General features: G+C 43.1%; 15 protein-coding genes and 1 riboswitch. Of the genes, 11 read left to right on the top strand and 4 right to left on the bottom strand.

Annotation, left to right across the window (positions count from 1 at the left end; all coding sequences use genetic code 11):
* Positions 1 to 250 precede the first annotated feature (250 nt).
* From ccoG to QR722_RS15870, 8 genes are all read left to right on the top strand, one after another.
* Positions 251 to 1,681, top strand: a complete 1,431-nt coding sequence (gene ccoG / locus QR722_RS15835) for a cytochrome c oxidase accessory protein CcoG (RefSeq protein ID WP_286283903.1) — start codon at positions 251 to 253, stop codon at positions 1,679 to 1,681.
* On the top strand, positions 1,678 to 2,661 hold the full coding sequence (locus tag QR722_RS15840; protein ID WP_286283904.1) for a serine/threonine protein kinase: 984 nt from the start codon (positions 1,678 to 1,680) through the stop codon (positions 2,659 to 2,661). Before ccoG ends, QR722_RS15840 begins: the two co-directional genes overlap by 4 nt.
* A gap of 44 nt (positions 2,662 to 2,705) precedes the next feature.
* Positions 2,706 to 2,929, top strand: a riboswitch (cobalamin riboswitch).
* Between the two features lie 61 nt (positions 2,930 to 2,990).
* On the top strand, positions 2,991 to 4,856 hold the full coding sequence (locus tag QR722_RS15845) for a TonB-dependent receptor plug domain-containing protein (RefSeq protein ID WP_286283905.1): 1,866 nt from the start codon (positions 2,991 to 2,993) through the stop codon (positions 4,854 to 4,856).
* 407 nt (positions 4,857 to 5,263) lie between these two features.
* Complete coding sequence (locus QR722_RS15850) at positions 5,264 to 5,686, top strand: type 2 periplasmic-binding domain-containing protein (protein ID WP_286283906.1); 423 nt, start codon at positions 5,264 to 5,266, stop codon at positions 5,684 to 5,686.
* 211 nt (positions 5,687 to 5,897) lie between these two features.
* A complete protein-coding gene (locus QR722_RS15855) occupies positions 5,898 to 6,326 on the top strand; it encodes a type 2 periplasmic-binding domain-containing protein (RefSeq protein ID WP_286283907.1) in 429 nt (142 codons plus the stop codon).
* Positions 6,327 to 6,341: 15 nt separating this feature from the next.
* Positions 6,342 to 7,490, top strand: a complete 1,149-nt coding sequence (locus tag QR722_RS15860) for a porin (RefSeq protein WP_286283908.1) — start codon at positions 6,342 to 6,344, stop codon at positions 7,488 to 7,490.
* A gap of 195 nt (positions 7,491 to 7,685) precedes the next feature.
* The gene (locus QR722_RS15865) at positions 7,686 to 8,369 is read left to right on the top strand and encodes a thiol:disulfide interchange protein DsbA/DsbL (RefSeq protein ID WP_286283910.1); all 684 of its coding nucleotides are present in this window, start codon (positions 7,686 to 7,688) and stop codon (positions 8,367 to 8,369) included.
* A gap of 28 nt (positions 8,370 to 8,397) precedes the next feature.
* Positions 8,398 to 9,003 carry a thiol:disulfide interchange protein DsbA/DsbL gene (locus QR722_RS15870; RefSeq protein ID WP_286283911.1) on the top strand — a complete coding sequence of 202 codons (606 nt, stop codon included), beginning with the start codon at positions 8,398 to 8,400 and terminating at the stop codon, positions 9,001 to 9,003.
* 97 nt (positions 9,004 to 9,100) lie between these two features.
* Here the strand turns inward: QR722_RS15870 and QR722_RS15875 are convergent, their stop codons facing one another.
* Entirely contained in the window at positions 9,101 to 10,666 is a 1,566-nt protein-coding gene (locus QR722_RS15875) for a SulP family inorganic anion transporter (RefSeq protein ID WP_286283912.1), read from the bottom strand.
* A 187-nt stretch (positions 10,667 to 10,853) separates the two neighbouring features.
* Positions 10,854 to 11,474: a BamJ family beta-barrel-assembly machinery protein gene (bamJ, locus tag QR722_RS15880; protein ID WP_286283913.1), complete on the bottom strand. Its 621-nt coding sequence runs from the start codon at positions 11,472 to 11,474 to the stop codon at positions 10,854 to 10,856.
* A 340-nt stretch (positions 11,475 to 11,814) separates the two neighbouring features.
* Between bamJ and ppc the strand changes: the two genes are divergently transcribed.
* Positions 11,815 to 14,439 carry a phosphoenolpyruvate carboxylase gene (gene ppc, locus QR722_RS15885; RefSeq protein ID WP_286283914.1) on the top strand — a complete coding sequence of 875 codons (2,625 nt, stop codon included), beginning with the start codon at positions 11,815 to 11,817 and terminating at the stop codon, positions 14,437 to 14,439.
* Between the two features lie 87 nt (positions 14,440 to 14,526).
* Entirely contained in the window at positions 14,527 to 14,946 is a 420-nt protein-coding gene (locus QR722_RS15890; protein ID WP_286283915.1) for a hypothetical protein, read from the top strand.
* 46 nt (positions 14,947 to 14,992) lie between these two features.
* Here QR722_RS15890 and mdh read toward each other — a convergent pair whose 3' ends face one another.
* Complete coding sequence (gene mdh / locus QR722_RS15895) at positions 14,993 to 15,928, bottom strand: malate dehydrogenase (protein WP_286283916.1); 936 nt, start codon at positions 15,926 to 15,928, stop codon at positions 14,993 to 14,995.
* A 245-nt stretch (positions 15,929 to 16,173) separates the two neighbouring features.
* On the opposite strand from mdh, the gene argR reads away from it, so the two are divergent.
* Entirely contained in the window at positions 16,174 to 16,638 is a 465-nt protein-coding gene (gene argR, locus QR722_RS15900; RefSeq protein WP_286283917.1) for a transcriptional regulator ArgR, read from the top strand.
* Between the two features lie 29 nt (positions 16,639 to 16,667).
* Here argR and QR722_RS15905 read toward each other — a convergent pair whose 3' ends face one another.
* The gene (locus QR722_RS15905) at positions 16,668 to 17,843 is read right to left on the bottom strand and encodes an endonuclease/exonuclease/phosphatase family protein (protein ID WP_286283918.1); all 1,176 of its coding nucleotides are present in this window, start codon (positions 17,841 to 17,843) and stop codon (positions 16,668 to 16,670) included.
* Positions 17,844 to 17,866 lie beyond the last annotated feature (23 nt).

The following is a 17,866-nucleotide window of genomic DNA, read 5'->3' on the forward strand; positions in this document are numbered from 1 at the left end:
TGCTTATCATGGACGCAGAATAGATCATCACAGCCAAGTAGCATAGCAAATGCTATTATTGCTGATCATACCTAAGTGATTGGGGTAATACCTGAGTAGCCAGTGGCTATCGAAATAATTCCATCTAAGTTTGATCCAGATTAACAACTACTGGGCAATATATGCGATAATTATTGCTGTCAAAGCCAATCGGCTACAAGACATAGTCTACCCATAATGGTTTCCATCGCTGTAATATAAGGGCACATGAATGAGTGAGCGCATTCCGATTAAAGACATCTCACCGGTTAAAGTCCACAAACCCGATCCCAGCCAACATGAAAATGCCTATACCCCTAGAAGTAGAATCTATGTTCGTGCGGTTGAAGGAACCCTCGAAACGTTCAGGCGATTCTTTGGATTGATTTTTTTAGGCACCTTCGCCATTTTACCCTGGCTTCAATATAACGGTAATCAAGCCATATTATTGGATATCGGAGCGCAACGATTCAATATTTTCGGCTTAACTTTGTGGCCACAAGACCTTACCTTATTGGCTTGGATTTTGATCATCAGTGCGTTTGCGTTATTTTTCATCACAACCTTCGCTGGACGCGTATGGTGTGGGTTCATGTGTCCGCAAACTACATGGACCTTTATTTATATCTGGTTTGAAGAAAAGATTGAAGGCGCAAGAAACAAGCGTATCAAGCTTGATCAGCGCAAAATGGATTTTGATAAATTTTGGCGTAAAACCCTCAAACACAGTTCTTGGATTCTGGTTGCCTTGCTTACTGCGTTATCTTTTGTCGGATATTTTACGCCCATAGATCAATTATTCATTGATTTTTTCAGCTTCAATGCGGGATTTTGGTCCGGCTTATCAGTGATATTCTTTACCCTTTGCACTTATGGAAATGCGGGATGGATGCGCGAGATTATGTGTACCCACATTTGTCCATATGCTCGATTCCAGTCAGCGATGTTCGACAAAGACACTTACACTGTCGCCTACGATGCTTCTAGAGGTGAAAAAAGAGGACCTCGTTCCAGAAAAACGTCTCATGAAGCCATCCAGCAACAAGGATTGGGAGATTGCATAGATTGCAACCTTTGTGTGCAAGTTTGTCCAACCGGTATAGATATTCGCAATGGACTGCAATATGAGTGTATCAACTGTGGAGCCTGTGTAGATGCCTGTAACGGCGTGATGGATAAGATGAATTATCCGAAAGGTTTAATTAGCTTTACCTCCGAGCACGAGCTTGCGGGAGGGACAACTAAGATAGTGCGCCCGAAACTAGTAGGTTATGCGGTTGTACTCGTGATCATGGTGTCGCTATTAGTATATGAAATCATGAGCAGAGTGCCACTAGAAGTCGATATTATTCGAGATCGTAACTCATTGTATAGAGAAACCAACGATGGTCTTATTGAAAACGTATACTCACTTAAAGTACTCAACAAATCGCAAACAGAACGTGTCTACCAAATAGAAGTACTGGGACTAAAGGGGCATAGGTATATGGGCAACAATCAAGTAAAAGTGCAAGGAGGCGAAGTGCTTAACTTAGCTGTTAGCGTCGCGATAGACCCCTATGCACTAAAAGAAACAGTGACAGAATTCAGGTTTAAAGTCTTTTCCATTGACGGCGATGAACCTGTAGAAGTCAGTGAGCCAAGTAAGTTTATTTATCAATGAGTATCACTGACGACGCTAAATTTAATTTTGAACAGTTGGGCCCTGACCTGATCCTTGATGCCATTGAATCAAAGGGAATTTTGGTTGAATCCGGTCTTCTAGCCCTCAACAGCTATGAAAATAGGGTTTACCAATTTATTGCACAGGACAATAAGCGCTATGTGACCAAGTTCTATCGGCCACAGCGCTGGTCCACAGAGCAGATTCAAGAAGAGCATGATTTCTCCCAAGAGCTACATGACCACGAAATTCCAGTCGTCGCGCCTATACGAATTGAGCAACAATCCCTTCATCAGTATCAAGGTTACCAGTTTGCGATATTTCCTTCTGTGGGTGGGCGTCAATTCGAAGTCGACAACCTAGACCAAGTAGAATGGATGGGGCGCTTCATTGGCCGTATTCACCAGGTTGGTCAAGGTAAGCCTTTTACTTATCGCCCTTCATTTTCAATCCAAGAGCATTTAATTGATGCCACAGAGACGTTGCACAACACCCAATTGATACCACAGAGTTTGCACACTGCTTTCTTCACAATATTGGAACAAGTGGTAAGTTTGACTAGCCAACTCTATAAGCCAGAGAAAATGATTCGCTTGCATGGAGATTGCCACCCCGGCAACATTTTATGGCGTGATGGCCCGACCTTTGTCGACTTAGACGATTGTAGAATGGGACCTGCCATTCAAGATCTGTGGATGATGTTATCTGGTGACCAAAACCAACAGCGCATTCAACTCGATACATTAATTGAAGCCTATGACGAATTCTATCACTTCGACACCCGTCAACTTGGCCAAATAGAACCTCTGCGTGCGATGCGGATGGTCCACTATATGGCTTGGCTGTCCCGCAGATGGCAAGATCCTGCATTCCCTCAAGCATTCCCTTGGTTTGCGGAAGCTAAATATTGGGAACAACAAATCCTTGCTCTCAAAGAGCAGTATTCCGCTTTGCAGGAGCCGAGTATTACGCTTTTTTAATTCCATTAAACATAGTTCTTTATTCTTTTTATATCATCAAGCTATAATAAAACGAGACCAAGGTGCTGCCTCCTTTTATAGGGGCAGTTAAACGGGAAGACAGTGAGATGAAAATTAATTTACATCAAAGCTGACGCTGCCCCCGCAACGGTAAACAAGTCAAACATTAACCATATACCACTGTTTTTTTTTAACGGGAAGGTGTTAATGCCGTCATATTACTATGACACTTGTGAGCCCGGATACCGGCCTTGGACGTCGAATGATCCCTACAGCAGTGGATCCCCATTTACCTGTACTCGGGCGGAGTACAAACCAAGGTTAACAATATGCAAAAAACTCCTATAGCTATAGCACTAAGTACATTATCGATTCTTGTTTCTAGCAACGCACTATCTCGTGATTTAAGTTCTGCACCGGATGAAAGCATTGAAAAGATGTCAGTGGTATCTAGTCGTTTCGCACAACCTGAATATCGCCTTGCCACCAGCATAACAGTGTTGGATGAAATCGATTTACGCAGTCAAAGTACCCTCAGCGTCGCAGACATTTTACGCAACACCCCCAGTATTAATGTTTCTAACGCTGGCGGGCTAGGTAAAACAACCACTTTGAGGATCCGTGGCGAAGAAAGTTTTAGAACCAAATTGTATATCGATGGTGTGGAGCTAACGGACCCTTCAGCACCGCAGGTTTCGCCAATTTTCGATGATGTATTGGCACAACAACTGTCTCGGATCGAAATATTGCGCGGGGCGCAAGGTTTAGCTTATGGCGCCGATGCTGGCGGAATTGTTACCATGTATACCAAAGAGCCTGCGAATGGTCTTTCAGCCAACGCGACGTTTAGCGGGTCTCGTTACAATACCAAAGGACTTTCTGCAAACCTCTCCCTTGGTAATGAGCAAGGCGGTGTATTGCTAGCGGTATCGAATTTATCCAGTTCAGGCTTCAACGCTCAAACCACAGATCTATCCGGCGAGAAAGATAGCTACGACAACGATACAACTTATATCAAGGGCCACTATAACATTGCTGAAAACTGGCAGGCTAAAATGGTTATCCGCCAAGTCGATGCAAAAAATGAATATGATGGATGTTTTGACAACACCACCTTTGCAGCGAGTAACGACTGCCTGACAGACTCAGAACAAACCACTATGCGGGGCTCGTTGGCGTACAAAGATGAAAAGAGTAGTCATGAAGTCGCTTTTAACACCACTGATATTGAAAGACGCTTCATCAACAATGGCGAATTTGGTTTTATCAATAGCGGTTCAGTTAATAAATTCGAGTATATTGGAAGTTACGCTTGGCAAAGCCAGCGCTTTGTATTTGGCGCAGAAAATAAACAAGAAAACTTAGACGGTGAAAACTTATCCCGTCATCAAAAGAGTATTTTTGCCGAATGGCTAGGTGAGTTTGACCAAAGTACTTTTTTCAATCTTGGCATTCGCCACGACGACAATGACACCTTTGGCGGTTTTGATAGTGTACGAATTGGCGCTGTTAAACATGTTGAATTGGGTAGTTTAGATTTAAAATTAAAGACCAGCTATGGTGCAGGCTTTAGAGCACCGAGTCTGTATGAGCAAAATTACAATGATGGCCCTTTCGCTTATGGGGATGCTGCAGGCTTGCAACTCGAAGAAGAGAATAGCAAAGGTTTAGACGTGGGTTTTGAACTAACCACTCCCCAAGGCAATATGATAGAAGTTGTTTACTTTGACCAACAGGTTGAGAATGAAATAATTTTTGATTCAATTGGCTTCCAAGGCTATTTACAAGTTGCAGGCCAAAGCAAATCCCGCGGTGTTGAAGCCAACTTTGAATATAATTTCCACAACGGTCTGACGTTTTCAAGTAACTATACCCACAATAATGCAACCGATAGTAGGGGCGAATTACGCCTAAGACGTCCTCGCAATAAAGTTAATCTGGGGCTCAAAAAAGCTTTGCTTAACGATACGCTATTTGTTGAGCTAACTCATCGAAGCGTCAGCGGTGCTGAAGATATAGGTGGACAGGCGTTGGAAAGTTATAGTGTGACTAACCTGTCGGCATATTGGCATTTATCAGAAAACGTTTCATTTAAAGCAAGTCTAACGAATCTGCTCGATAATGAGTATCAAGAGGTGCTCAATTACAACTCCGCTGGTAGAGCATTATCTGTTTCCACCACGATCAGCCTTTAAAGCCTGCAAAGTACCTATGTGCACAGTGCTCATGGGTGCTACTTGATATATATATATTTACATGCCTTTCAGGACAAAATAAAAACTAGAATATTTTTTATATTCGGCTAGATTTGTTTTTGTGGGCATTTTTAAAACCTTGTATTGATGGATTGGACCGCAGTACTAGAGGAAATGCCTAGTTATATTGAGATTTAAAGCTTAAAATAGGTTTGCCAATCTGTAGTCCAACATCAATCTACTAATTTATTCAATGGTTCGGTTGCATACGGGAAGTATGGTATGAAATTTAATACTATTATCGAAATACTCATACCTCGACTAGCTTGGAAATAAGCAAGGGAATCTGTATGGTTCGTCCCGCTTCCAACCTGATTTGCTTTTTACACTAGTTTTATGAGGGACTTATGATTCGCAATTGCTTTCTAAATATATCAACTGCAGTATTATTATTAACTGCCGCTGCTAGTGTTTGTGCAGAAGTGGTTGTCATAGTTCATCCAAGTAATGAAAACGCGTTAGACACTAAAGCAGTACAAAGAATATTCTTGGGCAAAGAAAAGAAATTTAGTAACGGAACTGCTGTCTATCCAATCAACCAAACAGAAGGCGCCATTCGCAGTGATTTTGACTCAAGTGTCCTCGGCCGCAGTTCGACTCAGGTTGCCGCTTACTGGTCAAAATTAGTTTTTACCGGTAAAGGGATCCCACCTAAAGAAGTATCAAGCGATGCTGATGTGGTGGCTGCCGTATCAGCCGACCCAGCATCTATCGGCTACGTCGACAGCGCAGCTGTTACTGGCGACGTGAAATCAGTATCTTTCAATTAAATTGCGCAAATACTTCTGGCATTCAGATCGTTTTTAGGCATGTAAAGCGACAGAGGTATTCAAACAATATAATCAATAAGAACAACATGAGAGGGTCAATTGACCTAGCTAAGTTGTCCTTTGAAAACACTATTTACTGCATAGGTGTCACTAATAACGCAATAACCAACCCGTAAATTACGCACTATCTATTTATTTGAGGAAATACCATATGTTGAAATCTTCTATCAAACGAACCGCTCTGGCGGGGGTGCTCACCACCCTATTCTCCAGCTTGTCTTTTGCTGCCGCTGTGGTAGTTGTGCATCCAGATAATAATGCCGCATTAAGCGTCAAAGATGTGCAACGAATTTTTTTAGGCAAAGAAAAGAAGTTTTCTGATGGCAAAGAAACCTTACCCATTAATCAGGCCGAAAGCTCAGCCATTCGCGCTGAATTTGATTCTGAATTATTGGGCAGAAGCTCTACTCAGGTAGCTGCGTATTGGTCAAAGTTAGTATTTACCGGTAAAGGTATTCCGCCGAAAGAAGTTAATGACGATGCCGCCGTTTTGGACATTATAATGAACAACAAAAATGCTATTGGATATATCGATGAAAGCGCTGTAACAAACGGTGTCAAAGTCGTTCCGTTGAACTAATTCTGGAGAATTATTGTGAAAAGAATTTTAACACTTACGACACTAGCCTGCGCCTTAACATTTTCAGCCAGTGCTGAAGTTCGCATCAATGGTTTTGCTAACATGGTTGGCGGTATAACGAGCAGTGAAGATAGCTTATATGGTTATGATGACAGCTTTTCCTTCAGTGAAGAAAGCTTATTTGCTATTCAAGTTAGCGGAGACATCAATGACAAAATGACCGCTACCGGTCAGCTTGTAGCTAAAGGCGTTAATAATTACAAAGCAGAATTCGAATGGGCCTACATCAGCTATCAAGCTACTGAGAATTTAAGTATCTCTGCGGGCCGCTTGAGATTACCTTTATTTAGATATTCAGCCTCTAAAGATGTGGGTTACTCCTATCATTGGGTTACCGCACCACGCGCAGTCTATGATGTATCCTTCAACAATATTGAAGGTCTACGTTTTGACTACAGTACCTACTCGGGTGACTGGGAATACAATTTTCAGCTATCCACTGGCACGATTAACAGCGACATTACTGTACCCGATGGCACTGGTGGGGAGGAAGATGAAAAACTTGAAGCCAAAAACATCGTAGTGGTTACTGCTGAAGCGGGCTATGAGTGGTTTAAAATCCGCGCAGTAGCCGGGCGCGGTAGTACAACCTTTAATCTTAGTGTTCTTGAACCAACCTTTACTCAATTGGCCGCATTTTCGCCTTCAATTGTAGATTCATTACGTTTACAAGACGATACCGCTCAATTTTTGGGGCTGGGTGTGGAAATTGACCAATTTGATTGGTTTATCAGTGCTGAAATCACCGAAGTGAATATCAAAGATTCATTCTTACCAAAAGATACTGCATACTACGTAACTGCTGGGATCCGCACCGGAAAATTTACCCCTTCAATCACTTACGAAAGCTTAGATGGCCGTGGTGAAATACGTTTCCTTGACCAAGTAGCGGCTTTACCTGCTGAATTGCAACCAACCTTTACTGCAGCGGTTACCGGTGTTCAGCAAAACTTTTTTGATGAATACAGTGTTATTACCCTAGGCCTTAGATATGACATGGACACTAACGTGGCCTTAAAAGCTGACATCAGCAAATATAGTGATGATGTCGATGATACAGCCGATGCCACATTAATGCGTGTTGCGGTTAACTACGTCTTCTAGTAATAAACAATTTGCTTTAAGCACAAGCTATTGGCTCTTTAGCCCACAAAGATGCATAAACTTTGTGGGCTTTTTTATTGATGCTCATTTTATACCGTCATTTATCTTCAATTTAGATTCATCTAGCAGATTTACTATACCTATTCGATTAATAGCTATGTTAACCTTTGAAAAATTTTTTGGGGATTATCCAGTATGAAAAAACGTTATGCATTTTTATCACTATTTCTGATCATGACTTTACAAGCGTGCGCCGAAGAGAAACCAGTAGAAGCAGAAACCGCTAAAGTCGAGAACGCTGTAGTAGTTAGCGATGCAAATCAATGGGTTGAAGGAGAGCACTACAAGGTGCTTAATGAAGAAGTAGCTGAGACTTCTGATGTTACTGAGTTCTTCTCTTTTTGGTGCCCGCATTGCTTTAATTTCGAACCTATAGCTGAAAAAATTAAACAGCAACTCGAATCAACCGTCAGATTTAACAAAGTTCATGTCAATTTTATGCGTTTTACTGGTCCTGAGACACAAAATGCAGCAACCCAAGCGATGCTAGTGGGCCGCTTACTCAATAAAGAAGATGAGTTAAACCAAGCAATCTTTAGTTACATCCATTTACAACAACAACCCATAAATGGCTTAGCGGAACTTAAAACTATTTTCCAAGCCAAAGGTGTAGAGCCAGCAGAATTTGATAAACTGATCGCCAGTGACGAATTGGCTAGCTTATTTGAGCAAAATTCACAAACCATCACCACCTTTGGTCAGCATATTAGCGGTGTGCCAAACATTATTGTAAATGGCAAATATCAGGCTACTTTTACTAGCGATATGAATCGCGATGACATGGTTGAATTGGTGGTTTGGCTGTCCAAACAATCTTAATAATACATATATAAGGAATTTGAAATCTATGACTTTTAAAGCTTTGATCAAATGCACCGCAGCGCTGCTATGCCTCATCCCAGCACTGTCTTTTGCTCAATCGAACTGGGAAGAAGGTGAACATTACGAAATCATTAGCGATACCGCTAGCGAGACAAAAAACATCCGCGAAGTATTTTCGTTTTGGTGTCCTCACTGTTTCACCTTTGAAACTATCGTCACCGAATTAAAGAGCAAACTGCCCGATGATGTCACCTTTATAAAGGCGCATGCCAACATGGCCCCTGCTGCAAGTGATGCCACCCGAGCGATGTTATCTGCCAAGGCTATGGGTCAGGCGGATGTATTCAACGCCGCTTTGTTCAATGCTATTCATAAACAACGTCGAAATGTGGCTGGAATGCAGGATATAAAAGATATATTCAGTCAAGCCGGTGGTGATGGCGAGAAATTAGAGAAGATGGCAACCAGCTTTGGTATCCGTAGCCAAGAGCGCAAGAATGACCAGCTCACAAAGGGTGTATCTAGTGTTCCTACTTTTATTGTGAATGATAAATATCAAGCTATTTTTGGCCGCGATATGACGCCAGATCAGTTTGTACAATTAGTATTGTGGCTAACCAAGCAAAAATAATCGTTTATTTTTGCCCAATTCATAAACAAAAAGACGTCCTAAATGGACGTCTTTTTTTATGCTAATAATATAGTTAGCGTAAGCTAAGTTAGAACCCTTAACCGAGCTTGTCTGAAGCAATGCGGTAGCGGGGATCTTCATTTACATTCATTTCAACATAGCCTTGAGCTTTAGTTAATAACTCACTGCATTCGGGACTAATATGTCTAATGTGCAAGGTTTTGCCCTGCTCTTTGTATTTATCCGCTAAGCCGTCTATTGCATCTAGACCCGATGAATCCCAAATGCGCGACTCTTTAAAATCGATAACGACATCTTTTGGATCGTTCTGCGGGCTAAACAAATCTCTGAAATGCAAAACTGAACCGAAGAATAGTGGCCCATCCAGCTCGTATACTTTCCAGCCATCTTCATCAGTATGGGTTTTTGCTGCAATGTGAGTAGCATGTTTCCATGCAAAAACTAAAGCAGACACAATCACACCCACAACTACCGCAATGGCCAAATCCGCTACCACGGTAATGCCTGTAACTAAGAACAATACAAATGCATCTTCTTTATTAACACCACGTACAATACGAAAAGAAGCCCACTCAAATGTACCAATTACCACAATAAACATGACGCCAACCAGTGCAGCTAATGGGATCATTTCAATCAAGGGTGCAGCAAATAAAATAAAGCCAAGCAACACAAGCGCAGCTGTTATGCCGGATAAGCGACCGCGACCGCCAGAATTGATGTTGATCATACTTTGACCGATCATCGCACAACCGCCCATTCCGCCAAAGAAACCATTCACGGTGTTTGCTACGCCTTGGCCAACGCACTCTTTATTGCCATTGCCGCGAGTATCCGTCATCTCATCGATCAATGACAAAGTTAGTAAGGATTCAATCAAGCCGACTAAACATAGAATAACCGACGTAGGTAACACTATGTATAAGGTTTCTAGTGTGAATGGCACCAGTGGGATAGCAAAACTCGGCAGCTCACCAGCAAGGGTGGCGCTGGCTTTTTGCTCTTCAGGTAGCATGTCACGGACGAAATCGATAACAGTGCGAGCCTCCAGATCCAAACCATGTACTAACAATGTCACAGTTACGATAGCCACCAGAGATGCGGGAATAGCAGTGGTCAGTTTGGGCAAAAAATAGATGATAGCCATGGTTAAAGCAACCAGACCCAACATCCAATACAGCATACTGCCTTGCATCCAAACTTGTTCACCCAAGATATTACTGACTTTGAACTGACCAAGTTGCGCTAGAAAAATAACAATCGCCAGTCCATTTACAAACCCCAGCATCACTGGATAAGGCACTAAGCGGATAAACTTACCTAATTTAAATACCCCAGCGAGTATTTGCAGTATTCCCGCCACTATCACTGCCGCAAATAGGTACTGTACGCCACTGGTAGCAACCAGAGCGACCATTACCACTGCCATGGCACCCGTGGCGCCGGAAATCATTCCAGGACGTCCACCTATAGCTGACGTAATCAGGCCCATCATAAATGCTGCGTAAAGACCCACCATGGGTTCAACACCAGCCACAAATGCGAATGCGACCGCTTCGGGCACAAGTGCCAATGCTACGGTAATACCAGACAGCACATCATTTTTAACGTTACTGTCTCGCTTGGTGATCAGGTCAAACATTACTACCTCAAATTTGCAGGATTATGAATTTTTAAGGTCGCCAGTTTAGCAGCTTACGATATGAATATCTTTTAATAGAATGTTAAATAAGCAGAACCGAAGGGGAAATATTAAGCCGTGGGCAGCACAAATAATAAAGGCCGGAAATACCGGCCTTTATTCTACTAATTTAGAGTCTATCGCTTGATTAAGCTACGATATCCAGTAACTCAACATCAAATACTAACGTGCTGTATGGCCCAATTGCACCACCCGCGCCCTGCTCACCATATGCCAAGTCATGAGGTACGTATAGACGCCATTTAGATCCCACAGGCATCATTTGTAATGCTTCTGTCCATCCTTTGATAACTCCATTGACTGGAAACTCTGCAGGCTCGCCACGATCGTAAGAGCTATCAAACACGCTGCCGTCAAGCAAAGTACCATGATAATGAGTACGAACAGTAGCAGCGGCACTAGGCTTATCGCCTTCACCAGTCGCTAGCACTTCGTACTGCAACCCAGAAGGAGTCACAGTGATTTCAGCACGTTTAGCATTTTCACTCAAAAACGCCACGCCTTCATCGATAGCGCCTTTGTGCTGTTCTGCTTTAGCAGCTTGCATACGCTGATGAATTTCATTAAATGCAGCACCAAGGGCTTCATTGTCGACTTGTGGTGCTTGTTTCGCAAAAGCATCCGCCAAGCCTGTTTTAACCGCTTCGATATCTAATCCGTCAAAAGGGTTAGCGGCCAATTGCTCACCCATCTGGTAACCAATTCCGTAACTTGCTTGACGCTCAATACTGTTAAATTTATCTGTCACTATGATTCCTAATTAGTTGTAGGATTAAATAGCTAATGTTATCACAAGCGACAAGGGGCTTTATACCCAAAATGGCCGAATATGGACATTTGAGCATCAAAAATATGCCGATTTTAATGCTGATTGATTCTAATTTATAAGCATAGACAAAAACATTTATCAAGCTAAACGGAACATTCATATGCAACCTAAGCATTTATCGATATATTTACCGATGAGTTAATTATTGACTAGTGTTGGAATAACGCATAACTAATGAGTTTGGACAAACGTGCGCCTTATGGTTAAGGTTTCAGTAATATAGTCCTAACACGCGATTAAATACCCTAATGGAGGAAATGTGACAGAGAAACTTGCGATCCAATTGAAAGAGTCAGTGAGATTTTTGGGAACAACTCTGGGAGATACCATCCGAGCACAGCTGGGTGATGCATGGCTTGAGCGAATTGAATCTATTCGCATAGCAGGCAGAGAATCTCATCAAGGTACAAAGCAAGCTACTGAGCAGCTCAAAAGTTTATTCCAAGAGCTAGAAAACGATGACTTGCTGACCATTGGTCGCGCATTCTCACAATTTCTCAACTTAGCTAATATTGCCGAGCAAGAATTTAATAGCATCACCACTGAAGATGACCCTGTCAGTGTGCTGTTTAGTCATCTTGAATCGGCTGATATTGAACAGGACAAGTTTGCATCCGCCTTTGAGCAACTTAAAATTGATTTGGTCCTAACGGCGCACCCCACAGAGGTGACACGTCGCACCCTTATTCATAAACACAGCGAGTTGGCGCGCTGTCTTCGCAAAATGCATCAAAGTTACTTGTCAGCACAAGAGCGTGAGGAGGTTGAAACCCGCATCGCTGATTTAATCAGCCAAGCGTGGCATACCGAGGAAATTCGTACCATCCGCCCTACTCCTGTGGATGAGGCTCGTTGGGGTTTTTCAGTAATTGAAAACTCCTTGTGGGACGCGGTTCCTGCCTTTATTCGCTCGCTGGACGCCAAGGTACAACAGCAATTTAATCTATCCTTACCGATTGATGCATCACCAGTGCAATTTAGTTCGTGGATGGGTGGGGATCGTGATGGTAATCCGAATGTGACATCAGAAGTGACCCAACAGGTATTACTACTGGCGCGCAAATGCGCTGCGAGACTATTTGCTAAGGATATCGACCGCTTGCAGGTTGAGTTGTCAATGTCTGACTGTGATCAGGCGTTTCGAGATAAAGTAGGTCAAGATGCCCGCGAACCCTACAGAGCCTTGTTAAGACCACTGCTAAATCGTTTGCGGGCCACCCAAGAAGGAATCGGCGAACATCTTGCTCATAAACCGGTGGATTCATCGTCATGGATAAGCTGTCAGGAAGATTTACTTGAACCCTTGCTCGATTGTTATCGTTCACTGCATGCCTGCGGTATGCAAAAGATTGCAGATGGCATGCTGTTGGATTCAATCCGTCGTGTGCACTGCTTTGGCGTACATTTGCTAAAGCTTGATATTCGTCAAGATTCTGAACGCCACGCTGACGTATTTGGCGAGCTAACTCGCTATTTCGGAATGGGTGATTACAGTAATTGGAATGAGCAAGATAAACAGGCTTTTTTGCTGCGTGAATTAGGCTCCAAAAGACCATTAATACCTTCTAATTGGCAACCGTCTGCAGATGTGCAAGAAGTCTTGGATACCTGCAAAGTCATCTCACAAAATAGTCAGCAAGGTTTTGGCATTTATATCATTTCTATGGCGAGCCAACCGTCCGATGTATTGGCCGTGCAACTGCTGTTGAAGGAATCCCAAGTCGATTGGCCTATGCCGGTCGCGCCGCTGTTTGAAACCCTAGACGACTTAAACAACGCACCAAAGGTGATGCGCGAACTCTTTAATATTGATTGGTATCGTGGATATATTCAAGGTACCCAATTTGTCATGATCGGTTATTCAGATTCGGCCAAAGATGCAGGGGCATTAGCCGCTGGTTGGGCACAATATGAGTCTCAAGAATCTTTGGTCCAATTAGCCGAAGAGTACAATACCAAATTGACTCTTTTTCATGGTCGCGGCGGCACCATTGGGCGAGGCGGACTGCCCGCTCACGCGGCGATTCATTCCCAACCACCTGGCTCACTCAGTGGCGGTTTCAGAGTCACCGAACAAGGTGAGACTATTCGTTACAAATTTGGTATGGCTGAATTGGCTAAGAACAGCCTTGGGATCTATGCAAGTGCAATTCTTGAAGCCATATTATTTCCCCCCCCAAAACCTAAGCAAGATTGGCGCGATGCTATCACTTTGATGGCTGAAGCCGGCAGAGATAATTATCGTCAAACTGTGCGCCATGATGAAAATTTTGTGCCCTATTTTAGAGTCGCAACCCCTGAGCAAGAATTAGGTAAATTACCCTTAGGTAGTCGTCCTGCCAAGCGTAAACCCACTGGTGGGATCGAGAGTCTTCGTGCCATACCCTGGATTTTCGCTTGGGCGCAAACCCGTTTAGTCTTGCCCTCATGGTTGGGCGTGATGAAAGCCGTACAAAGTGCCCAGCAAGCCGGTCATCAAGAAGTAATCGATGACATGTTACAAAACTGGCCATTCTTTCACTCCCGCTTGTCTATGCTCGACATGGTGTTTAACAAAGCAGATGCCCGTATCAGCGAAGAGTATGATCATCGACTTGTTCCTGAGCAATTGCAGCACTTTGGTGAGTCGTTGCGTGAGGAGTTAGCCGACAGCATAGAATTACTCATGTCGCTGTTGAAGCAACAAAGTGTAATGGAGTCAGATCCAAAAGGTAAAGAATCCATGAGTATTCGCGCTGGATATTTGCAACCCCTGCACTTTCTGCAAATCGAACTGCTCAGCCGTATTCGTAAATTATCTGATGAGCAACATGATGCAACTTTAGAACGGGCGATGATGGTTGCGATTACCGGAATTGCCGTAGGAATGCGTAATACAGGTTAAAAAATAATGCTATAATGTTCACATGGGTCGACTAGGATTTGCTGGTCGGCCCACTCAAAATATTAACGTTTAGTAGGTTTAGTAGTAATGAAATTCCCCGGTCATGGACAACTAAGTGCCATTTGTGAAAACAATATATTAGTTATCGAAGGCACAGGTCCGTGGAATATCGAAATGCTCAGTTCAACGGATGAAGAAGCTACAAAAATGCTACAGGAGCTCTATTTGCAGCCCTGGGCAGTGTTAGCTATTATGCACGGCAACAGTACGTTTTTGCCCGATGCGGCCAAAAAACTGCAACAAATTATACGCCAAGAGAAAACCCATAATAGAGTTGCTACTGCTATTATTGTCACCTATACGGCTCACCCTTCATTCAGTAAGGCACATCTTGCCAGCATATATCAGCTAGCGGGCGAGACCTTTGAATTTTTCACCAACAAAGAAGCCGCGATGGATTGGCTTACACGACAACTGTGCTCCCCCGAAAACAAAAAAACCAGCTGAGTAAAAACTGCAACTGGTTTATTTTAAATTTATTGTTTAGCTAAGATTAGCCATTTACAAACTTCACACCTAGTTCAATATCACCACGCAAGCCTTCAAGCATAGATTCTTTTGCTTTTTGCTCAAAATCACTTAGCTCTCCATAAGGTAGAATTTCTTCTACACCGTTAGGACCTAATCGAACAGGATGTGAGAAGAAAGCGGCATCAGCACTATTGGTTTCAACATAAGTGTACTCTACTACGTTGTCACCTTTCATTGCTGCGACTAAAGATAAACAGAATCGTGCTGCTGCCTGTCCCATAGAAAGCGTTGCAGACCCGCCGCCGGCTTTCGCTTCAACCACTTCAGTACCCGCGTTTTGAATACGGTGAGTAAGGCTTGCCACTTCTTCATCACTGAAAGATACACCTTCAACCTGAGAAAGAAGAGGAAGAATCGTGGTGCCTGAGTGACCGCCGATAACCGGGACATGCACACTTGCTGTGTTCAAGCCTTTAAGTTCAGCAACAAATGTTTCCGCGCGGATCACATCAAGGGTAGTCACACCAAACAATTTGTTTTTATTGTAAACGCCTTTTGCCTTCAATGTTTCAGCAGCAATTGCAACTGTAGTATTAACTGGGTTGGTAATAATACAAGTACAAGCTTCAGGGCAATTATCTGCGATACCTTCAACCAGATTCTTAACAATGCCAGCATTGATATTGAATAAGTCAGAACGATCCATACCAGGCTTACGGGGAACGCCTGCAGGAATCAATACGATGTCAGAACCGTTTAACGCTTGCGCTAAGTCATCTTTGCCAAAACCTTCAACTTTAACGTCGGTAGGAATATGACTAAGGTCAACGGCAACGCCTGGAACGACAGGGGCAACATCATATAATGCTAATTCAGATCCTGCTGGTAACTGGGTTTTTAATAATAGAGAAAGGGCCTGACCTATACCGCCTGCAGCACCTAATACCGTTACTTTCATAGTTGTCTCCTGTGGGAACGTTAAGAATGACGGCAAACACTAATGCAAGCCATCAAAAAATACAATTTATACCTAATAAAAAGGCTATATATGGGCACTATACTCAGTATTCAACATAATGATTAAGTCCTAATTAAATCAGCTTATAACAAGCTGGTTTAAAAACAGCGAAATCAATAAGGCACTTCGTGCTTTCGACACCCATAAGATTGTGTCAAACTATAGCAGCTAAATATGAGGGTGGCATGTCAAATAATAAACAAGAAGAATTAATCAAAGCATTTAAAGATATTTTAAAAGCAGAAAGCTTTGGTTCCCAAGGGGGCATCGTAGACGCTCTCAAACAGCAAAACTTTGGTAGCATTAGTCAATCTAAAGTCTCTAGGATGCTCAGTAAATTTGGCGCTGTACGGACTCGCAACGCACGTGGCGATATGGTTTATTGTTTGCCACCAGAGATGGGCATGCCAACCGCTAAAAGTCCCCTTAGGCAGTTGGTACTCGATGTGGTGCACAATAATGTTATGGTTATTATCCGCACCAGTCCTGGCGCTGCTCAGTTGATTGCTAGATTGCTTGACTCATTGAGCCAAAAAGATGGGGTATTGGGCACCATAGCAGGAGACGATACGATTTTCATTGCCCCTGCTGATGTTAGCAATATCGAAGATACCCTACAAAGAGTAGTAGCCTTGTTCGACAACGTATAACTATCACAAAATGAACCGCTGGAGTTAATTCACTCCAGCACCTTAACGTCTGCCCACACAAGTCGATGATCCGAAGATGATTGTCGATCTTTAATCAAGTTGTAATCTGCACTGTTTGTACCCGGCCAGAATATCCCTGCATCCACCGCCTTCAACCCCGCTTTAGAAGGCAGCACATAATCTACCTGTAAACCCCATTGCGCAGTATGCAGGCTTGCAAACGGATTTTCAGGCCGCAGTAACTGACCGGACTGATTGACTGGCATAGAGTACTGCGCAACAGCAGAGTGCTGTAGTAAAGCTTTTATGCTTGAGCCAAATCTATCCCCTTCATGCTCAGAAGCATTTAAATCGCCTAACAGCACAAATCGACTACCCCTAAATCCACCTCGCTTACCTTGGTCATCGTAAATATACTCTGCACGCTTAGCAGCCGATAAATAATCGACCCAAAAACGGATCTCATCATGGTTACGTTTACCATTGCGATTTTCAGGCCCGTCAAAGACTGGCGGTGTGGGATGGCTGGCGAGTATGTGTAAAACTTGGCCATTGATATTAATCGGCACATCCCAGTGGGATTTCGAGGATAGACGCATTACTTGCTTTGCAGCTTCGCTATACCATGGCGTTCCATCAGCGGCCTTAATACTAGGCAGTAGACCCTCAGGCATATCTTTCCATAAGAAGTACAGGAAAGTTCTTACTTGCTTATCATCTATAGGGAATTTGCTTAGTAGTAGCATACCGTATTGACCAGGATATTGACCATAGCCAAAGGCATCTTGACCTGCTGACTCAACCTTTGCATCATGATTTAAGTCTTGACCACTAGGTACACCGGTATTAACCGCTGCCGTATAATAATACCGATAGTCAATCGCTTGTGCCTCGCCTTGGGAGACATTCAGGTAATTACGGATAAAGGCTAACACGCCCTTGTTAGCGTCAGGTATATAATCAAACTCGTTGAGCAGCAGTATATCCGGTCGCACCCGCTGAATAATTTGCGCAATATTTTTAATCTGTTGATGCTTACCGCTAGCTAATTGCTTTGTCAGCGCTAGCGGGTCAAGGGTTTGTCCTGTTTCAACATAATTACCCGCCTCCATGCTGACATTAAAGGTAGCAACTCGGATTGTTTCAGCCTGGCTTGATGTCATAGTAATTAGTAGTCCCAAGCTAATCAGTAAATATTTTTTCATGGTGATCTCCCATAAAAAAAGCC

The sequence above is a fragment of the Aliiglaciecola sp. LCG003 genome (assembly GCF_030316135.1).
In the GTDB taxonomy this organism is placed as follows: domain Bacteria; phylum Pseudomonadota; class Gammaproteobacteria; order Enterobacterales; family Alteromonadaceae; genus Aliiglaciecola.